This window comes from Paraburkholderia sp. RL18-085-BIA-A (assembly GCF_046027075.1).
In the GTDB taxonomy this organism is placed as follows: Bacteria; Pseudomonadota; Gammaproteobacteria; order Burkholderiales; family Burkholderiaceae; genus Paraburkholderia.
The window spans coordinates 1-12,633 of record NZ_JARESU010000189.1; the positions used below are offsets into that span (position 1 = coordinate 1).

A 12,633-nucleotide genomic window follows, 5' to 3' on the forward strand; every position below is an offset into this window, starting at 1 on the left:
GGTGATTCATCGTAATGTGGTCCCCAATCTCGACTTTATTTCCACGGGAGAGTTACCGCCGAACACCGGCGAGTTGCTAATGCATGAACGCGTGGGACAGTTTCTCGCGTCGAAAGCGCGAGACTACGACTTCGTTATCTTCGACTCGCCGCCGGTCCTGGCTGTAACCGACGCTGTGATGCTTGCGGCACATTGCGGGACAGTGCTGCTCGTTGCGAGGGCGGGTGTTACACGCGTTGCGGAACTGGCGGAGTCCGTGAAACAGTTTGCGCGGGCCAGAAGCACCGTCACCGGCGCGCTTCTGAACGGCGTCAATCCAAAATCCGCAAGGCTGTCCTACGGCCGTAAAAGCGGCGCTTACCGATACGTGCAATACGACTACGATGAGAAGCGTCCCGAGCAGGCGTCGCGATGGCGCCAAGTGATTGATCGCCTTGGGCGAGCGCGATGATGCTAAACAGGACGACAGATATCGACGAACAGTCGCGGCCGGTTAGCATCGGTAAACCTCCAGCATTCCAACCGGCTTGCCGAAGCACGCAAATACCGGTCATCCGGGTTGCACTCGTCGTTGAAGCGGCGGGCGGTGGCGTCGCTGTTCATATCGCCGACCTGATTCAGGGTCTGTGTGCTCTGGGCGGCGTCGACATTCATCTCGTGGTTCCGAGTGGAGCGCGTTTCGACAAAACTATCATCAGCGACAACATACTCGCGCAATGCGGCAACGTTCACTGGGTGCCGATGCAGCGCGCGGTCGGCAGTTCAGACATGGTCGCGTTCGCGCGATTGTTCGGCTTGCTGAACAGGATCAAGCCGGACATCGTTCATAGCCACAGTTCAAAGGCAGGGGCGCTCGCGCGGCTGTGCATCGGGCCGTGGAAGCAGGTCTACACGGCGCATGCTGTCTACACGCTCAATCCCTATTTGCCGCGAGCGCAACGGCGCTTCTATGGACTGATCGAACATTTCCTGGGCCGTATCCGGAGCGATCGCGTCATCGCCGTGTCTATCGACGAAGCGAAACATTTGCAGCATGCGCTTCGAATTCCCGCGCATCGTATCGAGACGATTTTCAATGGCGTGCCCGCACCGGCGCTATTACCGGCTGCTGAAGCGCGCGCCGCCTTGGGTCTGCCGCTTGATGCTGTCATTGTCGGTTTCGTCGGGCGGCTTGACTTCCAGAAAGGGGTTGACCGGCTCGCGCGGGTCGCACAGCGTCTACTCGACGACGGAATTGATAACGTCATTTTTGCCTTGATCGGTCCCGGGGACTTTGCGGCGGTTGCAGGCTTGAACCAACAAGCTGCTCCTGCGAATTTACGTGTGCTCGGCCTGATTCCCAATGCACGCTGCTATTTCTCCGCCTTTGATATCTTCGCGCTTCCCAGTCGTTACGAAGGTTTTCCGTATGTCGTTCTTGAGGCGTTGTCGGCCGGTGTCCCGATCATATCGACGAGGGTCTCCGGCGCAGCCGAATTGATCGAGGCGGAACAGATCGGCTTCGTTGTTCCAAATGAAGATGACACAGCAGTTTTCTCGGAAGCGACGGCCGCGCTTGCGCAGGACGAGGAGTTGCGCGGACGTATGAGCCGCAATTGCAAGCGAGCCACCGAGCGTTTCTCCGTTGCCACCATGGTCCGACGGACCGTAGATCTTTACAGACGTTTGCTTGCGGAGGCCGTTTGATGGCCGGGCACACGCATGTGGTCCTGCTCCACGCATACAGTTCCAAAAACTCGGGCGACGGGTTGCTCGTCGATCTTTCAATCAATCTTCTGAAATTGGCGTTGGGGGACACGACGCGCATATCGATCATCGCAGCCGATCCAGCTTCATTTTCCCAATACCGCGACGTCTATCCGGCGCCGGTTCTTGCGGACAGCGGCTTTGCTCGTGTTGCAGAAGCAGCAGCGGGTTTAATACTTCCCATCGGAAGCAACGGTCGGGCGCGCGAGTTATTGCGGACCCTGGATTCGGCGGACCTTGTGGTCGCCGTAGGCGGGGGTTATTTGCGCGCGCGCAACTGCAAGGAGGTAGTCAAGCTCGAAGCAGGTCATCTGCTTCAGATGCGCGCGGCGTGTGTTTCGGGCAAACCGGTTTTGTATCTGCCGCAAAGCATTGGACCGGCAATGCCGGCAGAGCCTTTGCGTTCACGGCTCGTGGGAATGTTAGGAACGTTTTCAGCCGTATTCGTTAGGGACGATCGCTCAGCTGCGTTCCTCGCCGAGAACCCGAACACCCAGCGCGCCCCTGATCTGGCAGTCCTGAACTTCGAGCGGCACAGTGTGGAGATCATGAGGCGCGCAGAGAAGGCCACCCCAAAAGTGACGCATGTAGCCTTTGTGCTGCGCAAGGCGCCGAGTTGGACGGCACGGCAGCGCGAGCGATATGAGGCGGCAACGCGACAGTCGACGGCTGGGCCAGACTTGTCGAATCAGCTTTGCGGTCCAGAGTACGGGCCGAGGCAATGACGACCTCTCTTACTACCGGAGCATCGGCATTAGCGCCGATCTTGTGCCGCTAAAAGAACTGTTGATCGCGGATACGCCGGACGTCGTGGTGTCCGTTCGTCTGCATGGTTCGCTCGAGTCCTTGCTAAACGGCGTTCCTTCTTATCACCTTAGCTACGAACGCAAAGGCTTCGCCGCGTATGCGGATCTCGGATTAAACCGTTGGGTCGCCAATGCGGCGGACTTTGACGCCGATGAGGTTGCCGCGACTATCCTGGCCCCGGATGCGATTCGCGATTTCTGGGCGAATGCCTGTTCGGGGTTTGAACGGATCCGCACGGGCCGGGATCGTATCCTCGCCGCGCTCCGGGCCGCCCGAAGCGCGTAGCGAGGACCAGTTATGCATGTGCTCGCTCGCATTGCGCTTCGTTGCGTATCGCTAGCGCTGAAATTCGCGCTGACGATCATCGTGACACGTACGCTCGGCCTTGCCGCCGTGGCTGACTATGGTTTGGCGCTCGCGATATCCGTCGTGGCGTCCAAATTCCTCGGACTAGGGTTCAGCGCTGAAATCAACCGGCGGCTGAGCCTGGCGAACCCCGCTGACGCCATTTATGGCGCGCGCCGATTACTCCTTCTGTATTGCGCCGTGTATGCGGTGATCGCCGCCGTCGTGATGATCGTGTACGAAAGCGCTGCCTTCAGCGCGTTTAGTCGGATCACGCCCGGCATTCTCTGGGGCGTGATGCTAGTGGCCTTTTCCGAGCATGCCGGACTTGAGACGACATCCTATATATTTTCGCTGCACCGGCATGGCGAAGGCGCACTTCTGCTTTTCATCCGCACCGGCGCGTGGGCTGCTGCGGCGATTATTGGACTGGTTACTGGCGTAGTTGATTCCGTTGAGGCGGTCTTCGCGCTGTGGTACGGGACGAACGTAGTTGCCGTCGCCGCCGCATGCTGGTGTCTGTCGCGTCGGAGCCGTGAATTGGGATTGGGCTGGGGCCCTCATGCTGAGCGGAGGATGGATAGTTTTCGCTCGGTATGGATAGAAGGTTTGCCGTTCTTTTTATCCACAATCGTGCTTTCCGGATTGCAATATGGTGAGCGATTTCTTGCGAGCAACGTGCTTTCCGCCGACACGCTGGGTGGCTATGTGTTTGCGTGGTCGGTATCGAACTCCATTCAGACGATCGCCTACGCCACGATTGTCGTGACCGCCGGACCGCGGCTGGTGCGCTCTTTGAGCGCGGGTGACAACCGTTATTGGTCGACATTGGGACGTTCATTGCTGTCGAGCGCCGTTGTCACATTTCTTGCTGGCGTGATTCTGATGGCTCACAAGCCTATTTTCCGGTTGGCGCACGAACCAGCCGGCAGCCATGAATTCAGAATGCTGTTCATCCTGCTTGTCTCATTCGTGCTCAGGTCGATCGCAGACGTGTGTTGGGTGGGAGCGATCGCTTTGCGTCTGGGTAAGCAAGTCGCCGTCGCGATTATTTTCGCGGCAGCTGTCAGCATTCCCGTTGAATGGGTACTGATCTCCAGGCTAGGCGAAATCGGGGCGGCACTTGCGCATCTGGCCGCGAGTACGGGAATTGTGGCGATATTGGTCTTTATTGTCATGCGCACGCGTGCCGTGGGGTCAACGCCTTTGCTGAATGGGGACACCCGTCGTGCTTCGTAAAGTTCTTAACGCCGGCCCGCGACTTAGCAAAGGCGCCGTCCGGTTGTTCGCCAGTCTTGCGATCTTGCTGTATGTGACGATGTATTGGAAAACCGGCTCTTTCCTGCCCGAGTTCGTTTTTCGTGATTCGGACAAGATTCAGTCGCAGGTAAGTGGATCGAGCACGTATCAGGACAGCTCTTTCGACGCAGTTGCGAAGTTCTATTCCGCGCTTGGCGGTATCGGAAGCAATCTGTTTGTGGCGATTGTCGGCGCCGTGTTCATCTGGCTTATGATCGGATACTCGAAGCGGCTTGGCGGCTTGCTGCTAAATACGGTGTTAATCGCGCCGTGTGTGTTCTTCAACTTGTTCGTGGCAAGCAAGGATACGCTGGTTGTCCTGATGTCGATCGTACTCGTTTTAATCGGACGCAGGTGGGGGATACGGTACCTCATGGTCACTGCTGTTGTGCTTTACGTAGGGTACGCGTTGACCGTGCGTATCTACTTTATATTGATCCTGGCAATTGGCCTGGGTGTCTGGATATTTCGCGTGGCGTCCCTACGGCTGAAAGTGGTCTTGATTCTCGCGGCTTTGATCAGCGTCTACGTTTTGCCCGTTGCAACGTATTTCGCACTCATGCATCCACGTGATATGGCAGTGGATTACCTGATTGCGGGTTCCCCCTACGGCGCGCGCACGGGCTTTTACAACCCGCTCGAACCGATCTCGTTTACGGCATTCTGTGTCGACTATGTTTACGCGATCCTAAGGCTGAACATTCCTGTTCTGTTTTATCCCGGACCAAAAGAGTTCGTGATGGAGGTGTTTGTCTGGATCACAGCCTGGTCGGTGTTCAGCCGAAAGCCTGAACGTCTGACGGGTGTCGACACGGGCGTCATGGACGTATTCGCCTGCCTGATAATCGGGCACGTGGCCGTTTCGATGCTATTCGAGCCGGATCTGGGAAGTTACATCCGGCACCTCGCAAGCGTGGCGCTCTTTTACGCGTGGCGGTTGAATTACTTGGGATCTCAAACTCGTCGCTCGCTCGGGTTTGCATTGTTGGACTGAAACTTCAGTTCAATTGGCCTCCGATGTCGTCCGGTTAATGAAACATGATTTCAATCCAGCAGCTGTCTAAGCAAGGTGTGCTCGCCTTGTGCATGCTCATCGTGTCCGTGCAGATGCACGCGCAAGACTTCAGACATTGGATTGCGGATAGCCGAAAGCCCCCAAAGGTGGGGATCCAGGTCAAGATTGAACGCTTCACATCGACAATGGCGGATCGCATAAGCGCGGCCGGATTTAGCTTCGTTCGTTTTGGGGTGTGGGTAAATGCAATGCAGACAGCTGAATATCAAAGGCAGGTAGCCGACGCGTTTGCGTCGGCCCAGGAGGCGGGCTTACCAGTCCTCCTCACGGTGCGTTCTACGGTTCCTCTCGCACAATCTTCGTCGGATGAGGCAGCCTACAACGCGCAACTACGTGATGCCGCAGCACAACTGGTCCGCGCGATCAGCAATCTGGTCGATGTTTATGGGGGCAATGTGCTTGCCGTCGAACTATGGAATGAACCGGACTTGCCTATCTATTGGCCTACGGGCAATGTCGAGACGACATTTCCAGTCTACATGCAGGCGGTATGCGCGGGACTGAAAGTCCTTCGCGGATCGATCAAAGTCGTCGGGTTCGGCTTCGCGACGGCGCCCGCATCTGGATCGCGTTCGGACAAGCTATTGCAGAGCCTTCGATCGTCGCCAGACCATTGCATCGACGCCGTGTCTTACCATGCTTATGGAATGAGCGCACAACAGATTCAAGACGCTTCCAGGTACGTTCTTTTGCGATACGGCCTGCCGGTACTTATCTCGGAGTGGGGCGTTTCGTCTGGCGGCAAGGGCGGGATCGCCGGTCAAGCTGCGGACATTCAAGCATTTCTTATGAAACGCGATTCGATGATGACGCCCCTGCTTTCGATCTACGAATGGCAGGACACTGTGAACGGCAAGAATGTCCGCGAACGCAATTTTGGTCTGGTGAATGCGTCCGGTGCACAAAAGGCTGCGCTCAATGCTACGTTGACAGCGTTGCGTAGGAGGTGATTGGCTGCTCAGTGCGGCGGCCGCGCTTTGCCAATCCGTTCTGTCAGCTTGCAGACGAGTGCGATCACTAGCATGACGCAGATCAGCGCTTCACCGACTGCGAAGGCGAGCGCCGTGGTGATGGAATGTTTAACTCGATTCATTCGTAGCGCAAACGGGCCATGACGCGTAAGCTGCCGGTGCTTCTCCCGCATGCCTCCCTCATCCTCGCCTCACCAGCAAAAAACTCACCCCGATCGCCGCCAGAAACCCGCCGCAAACGCGATTGAACCACCGCCGAACCTTCGCGCGCACCAGCCATTTCCCGAGATGCATCCCCGCCCACGAATACAGCGCGACCGCCACCCACTCGAGCACGAGAAAGCTCGCGCCGAGCACCGCGAACTGCGGCAGTATCGGCTTCGCGACATCGACGAATTGCGGCAGGAACGCGGTGAAGACCAGAATCGCTTTCGGGTTGCCCGCGGCCACGAGAAACTCTTGCCTTGCGATTCGCCCGAGCGAAGCGTCCGGCGGTTGCGAGGTGTCGATTGCCGGCGCATCGCTGCGCCATAGCTGGATGGCCAGCCAGATCAGATACGCGGCACCGGCCAGTTTGATCGCCAGAAAGAACCACTCCGACGCGTGCAACACGACAGCGAGTCCGGTTGCGGCGAGCACCAGCATCATTGCGAATGCGACCAGCCGGCCCGTGCCGCCGACAAATGCCGTCATGAAACCGTGACGCGCCGCCACGTTGATCGACAGAAGATTGTTGGGCCCGGGTGCGAGGTTGATCGCGAAGCAGGCGGGCAAAAAGAATAGCCAGGCGGTGATGGACATGATGACTTGCGCCGTGAACGTAGGATTCTGAAGAATCGCGCGGCAACACCGCGCGACACGTCTAACCGGATTGTAGCGAACGGCGCCTGTCGCAACATCGCCAGCACCAACACCGGCGCGTTTTGCAGGTGCGCTTAATTCACGGCCTTGACAAAGCCCGGATCGCCAATCAACGCATCGACGCTCAGCTTCACCGTATCTTCAATCGCGATCACGCTGTTGGTGAATTTCGGCGACTTCTGTTTCACTGTCTTCGTGGTCGAGAACACGACTGTGCGAGTAGCGGTATCGGTGACCACGTAGCGCATCTTCAACGTCCAGAACGCCGGCGACCGCGTGTCGTCGACGGTGAACGTTTCGATGGTGCCGCTGAGCACCCGCTTGCCGCCTTCGATGTGAAAGCCCGCAATCTGCAAACAGTGCGCGACGCTGTTGCGCACCGTTTCGGCGACATCGTCTTTGAGGACGATGCCGGTCATCGCGGTGTTTTCGATGCGATTCGGCGAAACGTGTCCGCTGCGAGCCGGCATGTAGGCGAAGTCTTGCGTCGGAGCCACGCTGAGCCAGCCGGTAGGATGCGCGCTCGCGCGCGGCGCGCTGCTGTTCAGGCCGAACCACGACCATGAGCACGCGGACAGCAGCAACGGCAGCGCGACAGTGCTGCAGCCCTTGAGCATGGTGGAGCTCAACGGCGAGCGCGCGGCGCTGGTCGAGCGCGGCAAAAGCAGGCCCGGTTGCGGCGACTTAGGCGCTGTGCTGGAAAAAGCGGCAGTCGAGGTCAGAGGCGTAGCCCTTTTCAATGGAGTCAACCCTGCAGAGAACAGCATGGTAACAGCGAGCCGGGCCCATGGGCGTCCTGATCGAGGCCCGGGTCGAATTCCAGCGGCGCGCGAGCAGATTCTCCCGCTTACTCAAATGAATCCTGCCTTGCCTTGCGTCATATCCACCAGCGCTCGCTGCGCATCGTCGAGCGCGTTGACGGGTAACCGGATCGTCATCTTCACCAGCATTCCATAGGCGCTATCCACGAGCGCATAGCCTTGCGCATCTATCCATCGGCGCACTTTGGCCTCGTCGGCGTAGCTCACTTCGACGCTCAGCGAAACTTGAGCAATCCTTTCGATTCGCGGTGCGTCCAGCAAAGCGGAAGCGATTGCATCGGTGTACGCGCGCACCAGACCACCGGCGCCGAGCTTCACGCCGCCGTAATAACGCACGACGGCGGCCAGCACGCCATCCAGATCGTGGTGCCGCAGCACTTCGAGAATTGGCCGGCCTGCGGTGCCGGATGGTTCGCCGTCGTCGGACATGCCGGACTGGCCACCGGCGAGCAGCGCCCAGCATACATGCGTCGCGCCAGGATGTTCATCGCGCAGCCGCCGCAACTCGGCCATTGCGGCATCGCGGTCGGCCACTGGTATTGCAAAGGCGATGAAGCGGCTCTTGCGGATCTCGAGTTCAGCGCTCAACGCCGCGGGCAAGGTGTAGGTGGGCAAGGCAAGGACTTCAGTGGATGAAAAAGTGCAGGCCGCGAGCGGCTCCAGCTCATCATGGTAACGGATCGCTGCCGCATCACCCGCACCTCACTTATGCCTTGCTTGGGCGCTGCGTTTTTTTGTCGGCTCAGTGCGTTGTTTCATCGCGGCATGATATGGGCGCGCCACGTGCGGATCGAAGTCTACGCGTTCGTCTACAATCTTGGCTGAACGCGCGCGAGTCCATTGAATGCGGCGCGTCGAAAAGGAGACGACATGCTTGACCTATCCACGTTGGGGACTTTCGTTGCTGTGGTGCTCGGGCTTTTTCTGATTCCGGGCCCGGCCGTGTTGCTGGTTTTGACGCGCACCGTGCATGGCGGACGTAAGGCCGGCATTCTCACCGGCCTGGGTATTGCCGCCGGCGATTTCATGCACACGCTGGGCGCGGCGGTCGGCCTTTCGGCGTTGCTGATGACCTCCGCGCTCGCATTCAACGCGGTGAAACTTGTCGGCGCCGCCTATCTCATCTATCTGGGAGTTCGCGCGTTGCGCGAAAAAAAGCCGGCGAGCAGCCCGCAGATGCCGGCGATCGCGCCGGTATCGGCCTCGAAAGCGTTCTTTCAGGCGATTCCCGCGGAAGTGTTGAATCCGAAGACAGCCCTCTTTTTCCTCGCGTTTCTGCCGCAGTTCGTGCGTCCCGAACACGGTTCCACGTTTGCGCAGCTCATCACGCTAGGATTGATCTTCGTCGGCATGAGCGCGCTTTACACAACGGTGCTGGTGTTGACCATCGGCCCGCTGGGCAAACTCGTCAAGCGTTTGACGTGGCTGACTCGCTGGCAGAACAAGATTATCGGCGTGCTGTTCATTTCGCTCGGTCTACGCGTGGCTACGCAAACGCGCTAACCGGTCCGCGCGAGCGCCTTGCGCCGCGACGGGCGAATGTAGTGGCGCTCTGGTTAGATGTTGCGGCGCTGCCGTCTCAGTCGCCCTTCGCGCGCATAGTCCATTTGACTTTGAGTCCGAACAGCGAGTTTTTCCTGTTCGGCGCGGCGCATTAGCTGGGTGTCGTCGATATCGTCGACCCGCGATACTTCCTGCACAAGTCTGATGCGCAGCGTCATCAACGGTTCGCCGCGTTCGACCAGCGCGCGGTTCGCCACACGGGTCCGCTATCGCTCACATTGCGCAGTTCCAGCAGCTTGAGCCCGCTGCCGGTGGATCTCGAGGATGAGCCGCCCCATGGCTTGCTCGTCGCGCGAGCGCCACGAGGCGCGCAATTCGGCGAGCGCGGGTGGGTCGAAGAGCGGAATGGGCATTGATCAGACGAAGATTGCTGTATATATGTACAGTGGATCCCGTCTTTTGACGAAATCATGTCAAGCGTGTCGGCGAGTTTTCGCCAACGGCTGCGAACGCGAGCCTCAGTGAGGCCACGACGACGTGAGCAGGACGAACGAGAAAACTGCGATGATGAAAAGACAGGTGGCAGTGAGCGTGTCGTGCGGATAGCTCATGGCGCGACAGTCTACGTGGCGTGGGGATGGGCCCATCATAGGCAGAACGGTCCCGCGCACTTGTTAAGCATTGCAAACGCGTAGTGCATCGGCGGCAGCGAATGGCCGAGTAGGGCGCATATGATCCAGAGGCGGCCATGATTGGCGCGGTGTTATCAACTGCAAACACGTTTGCACCGATATCGGAAATCGAATTCTGGTTCGACTTCGGCAGCAATTACAGCTACCTCAGCGTGATGCGCATCGATGCGCAGGCGGCATCGCACGGCGTGCGGATTCTTTGGCGCCCGTTCCTGCTGGGCCCCGTGTTTCGCGACCTCGGCTTCGACAATTCGCCGTTCGTGTTGCAGCAGAAGAAGGGCGCATACGTGTGGAAGGACATGGAACGCCAATGCCGTAAGTACGGTCTCGCGCTCACACGTCCCACTGTCTTCCCACGTGCCGCGCTGCTGGCGATGCGCGTGGCGTTACTAGGCGCGGATCAGCCGTGGATAGCCGCCTACTGCCGCAAGATCATGCAACTGAATTTCGCCGACGACCGTGACATCGGTTCAGCAGAGGTAGTGAAAGAAGCGCTCGACGAACTCGGCGTGTCCGCGCAGCAGATCATCGCTGACGCGCAAGGCGAAGCGAACAAACTGCGCCTGCGCGAGCAGACCAGCATGGCCGCGGCCAAAGGGATCTTCGGCGCGCCGACGTTTTTTGTCGGCGGTGAAATGTTCTGGGGCAATGACCGGCTGGACGATGCGCTGGAGTATTGCGCGTTGGCCGCATCGCGCGGCTAGCGCAATCCGTGAGCGGGATGTCGGTGAATATTACTCGTCGCCGTGCTGGCAGAAACGGCGGCCGGGCACATGTGAGACGACGGCCTGAGCGATTTCGAGCGGTGTGCTCTCCGCGGGGACAACCCGGCGGCTGGATTCGGGGGTGTGCTTCATGGTCCATTCGACGAGCCGGTACGAACGTCCCCAAGGCGGCTGCAGCGGGTCCGAGACCTTGCACGAGTGGATCTGGCGAGCCCAATCGTTGCCGGGCATGGCGCGCAGATGCTCGAATACTGTCTCTTCAACCATGGTTTCACTCCTTCTTAGCGGGCATGCAGCTCGTCTTTAGGCGCGTCGTCGATATCCCTTAAAAAAGTGCCGCCGATGTTCTGGCGGCCCAACAGGGGATGGTGTGCGCCATGGTTGCAGGGAAGAATTAAGCCAAACTTAAGAGGCGGCGAAAGGGCCGGCAAAGGCCTGCGCTGCGTTCCGGCTCTCAAGACCTCGCTGGATTGGCCGTTATTACAACCGTTGGGGCCGCTACCCCGCTTCGCCTTCGGGCTCGCAATCCTCATAACGTGACGAATCTCGCCCAAACGCCGCTCTCCGACCGGCTTCGCTCGCTAGTCGACACCGTGCAACACAACGAGCGCACATTGCGTCGCTTCCAGAACGTCGAGCTGCGTTTGATCGGCGCGCAGGATTTCACGTCGTTTCTCGACATTCTGTTCAATCATCTGCCGCAGGAATTCTCGCTGACGAGCGTGACCCTGTGGCTCGAATACCGCGCGCCGATGTTGCTCGAACTACTCGAGCCGATTGCGTTGCGGGCGCTCGATCATCCGGGCCTGAAGACTTCGCGCGAGGGCGGACTCGCCGCGCAACGTCTATGCGAAGAGGGCCGGCCATGGCTTGGCAGGCCGAGGGAGCCGGACGATGGCGCGCGCCGTGCATTCTTCGGCGACGCGCGCACGACGGCGAGCGCGATCCTGCTGCCGCTGGCGGCGGGCGACACCGTCAGCGGCTACCTGTGCCTAGGCAGTGACGACCCGTCTCGTTTCGGCGACGGCATGGCCACCGACATTCTGGAGCGCTTCGCGAACATCGTGACCGCGAGTCTCGACAACGTCGGGCATCGCGAGCGGCTCAAGCAGCTCGGCATGACCGACTCGCTGACGGGCCTCGCCAATCGCCGCTATTTCGACGAGCGACTGCGCGAGGCACTGATGCGCGCGGCGCGTCATGGCGTGCCGGTATCGTGTCTTTTCATTGATATCGACAGCTTCAAACGCATCAACGATATGTGTGGTCACCAGACCGGCGACCGCGCATTGGCGGCGGTGGCGGCCTGCGTGCGGCAGCAGGTGCGGCTGGGCGATATCGTCGCGCGCTACGGCGGCGAGGAGTTCGCCGCATTGGTGCAAGGCGATCGGGCCGATGCGCTAACCGTCGCTGAGCGTGCGCGGCTGGCGGTCGAAAGACTGGATCCGCAGGACGATCGAGGCGAACGCATTGCGTTGACCGTGTCGATCGGCGTCGCGGCGCGCATGGCAGGCACTACGCCAGCCGACGCGGTTTCGCTCGGTCGCGCGATGATGGAGGAAGCCGATCGTGCGATGTATCAGGCCAAACACAATGGTCGCAATCGCATCGAGGCGCTGGTGAAAGCGGGCAGCGATGAAGCGGCACGCTGATTTTGGCCGCTGATTTACCGCTGATTGGCCACGAAGCGCCACCGGTAAATTCAAGCGTTGGCGGGTGGGGGCGCCACCCGGCACGCGCCTAGGCCCCCGGTGAAGGGGGCGGCGTGTTGGTGGGGGGTTTTTGGAT

The 12,633-nt window shown here is 59.5% G+C and carries 17 protein-coding genes; 10 read left to right on the forward strand and 7 right to left on the reverse strand.

Annotation, left to right across the window (positions count from 1 at the left end; genetic code table 11):
* Positions 1 to 451: tyrosine-protein kinase family protein (locus tag P0D89_RS47155; RefSeq protein ID WP_408378917.1), on the forward strand; the 451-nt coding region annotated here is incomplete at its 5' end.
* A gap of 2 nt (positions 452 to 453) precedes the next feature.
* Here the strand turns inward: P0D89_RS47155 and P0D89_RS47160 are convergent.
* Complete coding sequence (locus P0D89_RS47160) at positions 454 to 654, reverse strand: hypothetical protein (RefSeq protein WP_408361862.1); 201 nt, start codon at positions 652 to 654, stop codon at positions 454 to 456.
* On the opposite strand from P0D89_RS47160, the gene P0D89_RS47165 reads away from it, so the two are divergent.
* Genes P0D89_RS47165 through P0D89_RS47190 form a run of 6 tightly spaced genes read left to right on the forward strand, consistent with a single transcriptional unit; the run spans position 625 to position 6,222 of the window.
* Positions 625 to 1,686 (forward strand): glycosyltransferase, encoded by a 1,062-nt coding sequence (locus P0D89_RS47165; RefSeq protein ID WP_408378931.1) that lies wholly within the window; start codon positions 625 to 627, stop codon positions 1,684 to 1,686. The genes P0D89_RS47160 and P0D89_RS47165 overlap by 30 nt on opposite strands.
* The gene (locus P0D89_RS47170) at positions 1,686 to 2,471 is read left to right on the forward strand and encodes a polysaccharide pyruvyl transferase family protein (RefSeq protein WP_408361803.1); all 786 of its coding nucleotides are present in this window, start codon (positions 1,686 to 1,688) and stop codon (positions 2,469 to 2,471) included. Before P0D89_RS47165 ends, P0D89_RS47170 begins: the two co-directional genes overlap by 1 nt.
* Before the next feature lie 43 nt (positions 2,472 to 2,514).
* Positions 2,515 to 2,838, forward strand: a complete 324-nt coding sequence (locus tag P0D89_RS47175; RefSeq protein ID WP_408361802.1) for a hypothetical protein — start codon at positions 2,515 to 2,517, stop codon at positions 2,836 to 2,838.
* 12 nt (positions 2,839 to 2,850) lie between these two features.
* The gene (locus P0D89_RS47180; protein ID WP_408378920.1) at positions 2,851 to 4,137 is read left to right on the forward strand and encodes a lipopolysaccharide biosynthesis protein; all 1,287 of its coding nucleotides are present in this window, start codon (positions 2,851 to 2,853) and stop codon (positions 4,135 to 4,137) included.
* Between the two features lie 43 nt (positions 4,138 to 4,180).
* Entirely contained in the window at positions 4,181 to 5,191 is a 1,011-nt protein-coding gene (locus P0D89_RS47185) for a hypothetical protein (RefSeq protein WP_408378923.1), read from the forward strand.
* Positions 5,192 to 5,235: 44 nt separating this feature from the next.
* Entirely contained in the window at positions 5,236 to 6,222 is a 987-nt protein-coding gene (locus P0D89_RS47190; protein WP_408361799.1) for a cellulase family glycosylhydrolase, read from the forward strand.
* A gap of 8 nt (positions 6,223 to 6,230) precedes the next feature.
* Here the strand turns inward: P0D89_RS47190 and P0D89_RS47195 are convergent, their stop codons facing one another.
* The 4 genes from P0D89_RS47195 to P0D89_RS47210 all read right to left on the reverse strand — a co-directional run bounded on the left by P0D89_RS47195 (position 6,231) and on the right by P0D89_RS47210 (position 8,540).
* Positions 6,231 to 6,416 (reverse strand): hypothetical protein, encoded by a 186-nt coding sequence (locus P0D89_RS47195; RefSeq protein ID WP_408361798.1) that lies wholly within the window; start codon positions 6,414 to 6,416, stop codon positions 6,231 to 6,233.
* A gap of 7 nt (positions 6,417 to 6,423) precedes the next feature.
* Positions 6,424 to 7,044, reverse strand: coding sequence for a LysE family translocator (locus P0D89_RS47200; protein ID WP_408361797.1), 621 nt, complete (start codon positions 7,042 to 7,044; stop codon positions 6,424 to 6,426).
* Between the two features lie 134 nt (positions 7,045 to 7,178).
* Positions 7,179 to 7,721, reverse strand: a complete 543-nt coding sequence (locus P0D89_RS47205) for a hypothetical protein (RefSeq protein ID WP_408361796.1) — start codon at positions 7,719 to 7,721, stop codon at positions 7,179 to 7,181.
* Positions 7,722 to 7,955: 234 nt separating this feature from the next.
* On the reverse strand, positions 7,956 to 8,540 hold the full coding sequence (locus tag P0D89_RS47210) for an IMPACT family protein (protein WP_408361795.1): 585 nt from the start codon (positions 8,538 to 8,540) through the stop codon (positions 7,956 to 7,958).
* 255 nt (positions 8,541 to 8,795) lie between these two features.
* On the opposite strand from P0D89_RS47210, the gene P0D89_RS47215 reads away from it, so the two are divergent.
* Positions 8,796 to 9,428, forward strand: coding sequence for a LysE family translocator (locus P0D89_RS47215; protein WP_408361794.1), 633 nt, complete (start codon positions 8,796 to 8,798; stop codon positions 9,426 to 9,428).
* A 53-nt stretch (positions 9,429 to 9,481) separates the two neighbouring features.
* Here the strand turns inward: P0D89_RS47215 and P0D89_RS47220 are convergent, their stop codons facing one another.
* Positions 9,482 to 9,646, reverse strand: coding sequence for a hypothetical protein (locus P0D89_RS47220; protein WP_408378926.1), 165 nt, complete (start codon positions 9,644 to 9,646; stop codon positions 9,482 to 9,484).
* Positions 9,647 to 10,176: 530 nt separating this feature from the next.
* Between P0D89_RS47220 and P0D89_RS47225 the strand changes: the two genes are divergently transcribed.
* On the forward strand, positions 10,177 to 10,824 hold the full coding sequence (locus tag P0D89_RS47225) for a 2-hydroxychromene-2-carboxylate isomerase (RefSeq protein ID WP_408378928.1): 648 nt from the start codon (positions 10,177 to 10,179) through the stop codon (positions 10,822 to 10,824).
* 30 nt (positions 10,825 to 10,854) lie between these two features.
* On the opposite strand, the gene P0D89_RS47230 is transcribed toward P0D89_RS47225, so the two are convergent.
* Positions 10,855 to 11,112 carry a DUF2866 domain-containing protein gene (locus P0D89_RS47230; RefSeq protein ID WP_408361791.1) on the reverse strand — a complete coding sequence of 86 codons (258 nt, stop codon included), beginning with the start codon at positions 11,110 to 11,112 and terminating at the stop codon, positions 10,855 to 10,857.
* A 269-nt stretch (positions 11,113 to 11,381) separates the two neighbouring features.
* Here P0D89_RS47230 and P0D89_RS47235 point away from each other — a divergent pair, with 269 nt between their 5' ends.
* Complete coding sequence (locus tag P0D89_RS47235; RefSeq protein ID WP_408361790.1) at positions 11,382 to 12,497, forward strand: GGDEF domain-containing protein; 1,116 nt, start codon at positions 11,382 to 11,384, stop codon at positions 12,495 to 12,497.
* The last annotated feature ends 136 nt before the right edge of the window (positions 12,498 to 12,633 follow it).

What these genes read in the sequence shown, in the direction of transcription:
- P0D89_RS47190 (WP_408361799.1), top strand. Translation starts at nt 5,236, where the DNA reads ATGATTTCAATCCAGCAGCTGTCTAAGCAAGGTGTGCTCGCCTTGTGC.
- P0D89_RS47195 (WP_408361798.1), bottom strand. Translation starts at nt 6,416, where the DNA reads ATGCGGGAGAAGCACCGGCAGCTTACGCGTCATGGCCCGTTTGCGCTA.
- P0D89_RS47180 (WP_408378920.1), top strand. Translation starts at nt 2,851, where the DNA reads ATGCATGTGCTCGCTCGCATTGCGCTTCGTTGCGTATCGCTAGCGCTG.
- P0D89_RS47215 (WP_408361794.1), top strand. Translation starts at nt 8,796, where the DNA reads ATGCTTGACCTATCCACGTTGGGGACTTTCGTTGCTGTGGTGCTCGGG.
- P0D89_RS47220 (WP_408378926.1), bottom strand. Translation starts at nt 9,646, where the DNA reads ATGACGCTGCGCATCAGACTTGTGCAGGAAGTATCGCGGGTCGACGAT.
- P0D89_RS47205 (WP_408361796.1), bottom strand. Translation starts at nt 7,721, where the DNA reads ATGCTCAAGGGCTGCAGCACTGTCGCGCTGCCGTTGCTGCTGTCCGCG.
- P0D89_RS47225 (WP_408378928.1), top strand. Translation starts at nt 10,177, where the DNA reads ATGATTGGCGCGGTGTTATCAACTGCAAACACGTTTGCACCGATATCG.
- P0D89_RS47200 (WP_408361797.1), bottom strand. Translation starts at nt 7,044, where the DNA reads ATGTCCATCACCGCCTGGCTATTCTTTTTGCCCGCCTGCTTCGCGATC.
- P0D89_RS47230 (WP_408361791.1), bottom strand. Translation starts at nt 11,112, where the DNA reads ATGGTTGAAGAGACAGTATTCGAGCATCTGCGCGCCATGCCCGGCAAC.
- P0D89_RS47170 (WP_408361803.1), top strand. Translation starts at nt 1,686, where the DNA reads ATGGCCGGGCACACGCATGTGGTCCTGCTCCACGCATACAGTTCCAAA.
- P0D89_RS47160 (WP_408361862.1), bottom strand. Translation starts at nt 654, where the DNA reads ATGAATGTCGACGCCGCCCAGAGCACACAGACCCTGAATCAGGTCGGC.